General features: G+C 32.1%; 1 protein-coding gene. It reads right to left on the minus strand.

From position 1 onward, the window contains the following. Positions 1–89: 89 nt before the first annotated feature. Positions 90–654, minus strand: a 565-nt coding sequence (locus J3U54_RS09065) for a helix-turn-helix domain-containing protein (protein ID WP_267385786.1), incomplete at its 5' end; no start/stop codon positions are given.

Raw genomic sequence — 654 nt, forward strand, 5'->3', positions numbered from 1 at the left:
AGGATGGTACTCGAATGTACTTTTAGACAAACTTGTGTAGGGTAATATTTCTTTTAATTTAAAGCCAAATTCTTGCCTTAGTTCATTAACTATAGATCTTTCTTCGTCCGATGTCCGCGTTTCTGAACTAAGGCATCTAGTTTTTTTAGATATTCATTTTCTACATGTAATGCACGATTCTCTAAACGTAGACGTTCAAGTTCAGTTAACTCTTGAGAAGTATATTTATGCTTCTTTGCTTTAATTTTCTTTTTATGCATTAATGGTCGTCCTTGCTTAATAAATAAAGCATCAACACCGCCTTCATTTAATTTTCTTTGCCAATTCGCAATAGTGGAATGTTGTTTAATATTAAAATGATTGGCAGTAATTTGATAGCTGGCACTATGTTCTTTTCTCCAGTTTAAGACTTCTAATTTAAATTGACCACTATATCTTGTCTTAGAAAAGCTTTTTTCCAGGCCTCTGTTACCATACTGTTGATAATTATTGATCCAACCATCAATAGATCTACGTGATGTGATATGTAATTTCTCTTGAATTTCTTTTGTACTAAATCCTCTTTGATACAAATCTACTGCTTCTAATTTTGTTTTTAGTAAATATTTAGACATAAGAAAACCCCCGAATTGGAATCTTTGTCCAATTCCGGGG

Source organism: Lactobacillus sp. B4007 (assembly GCF_026535895.1).
GTDB classification, from domain to species: domain Bacteria; phylum Bacillota; class Bacilli; order Lactobacillales; family Lactobacillaceae; genus Lactobacillus; species Lactobacillus panisapium.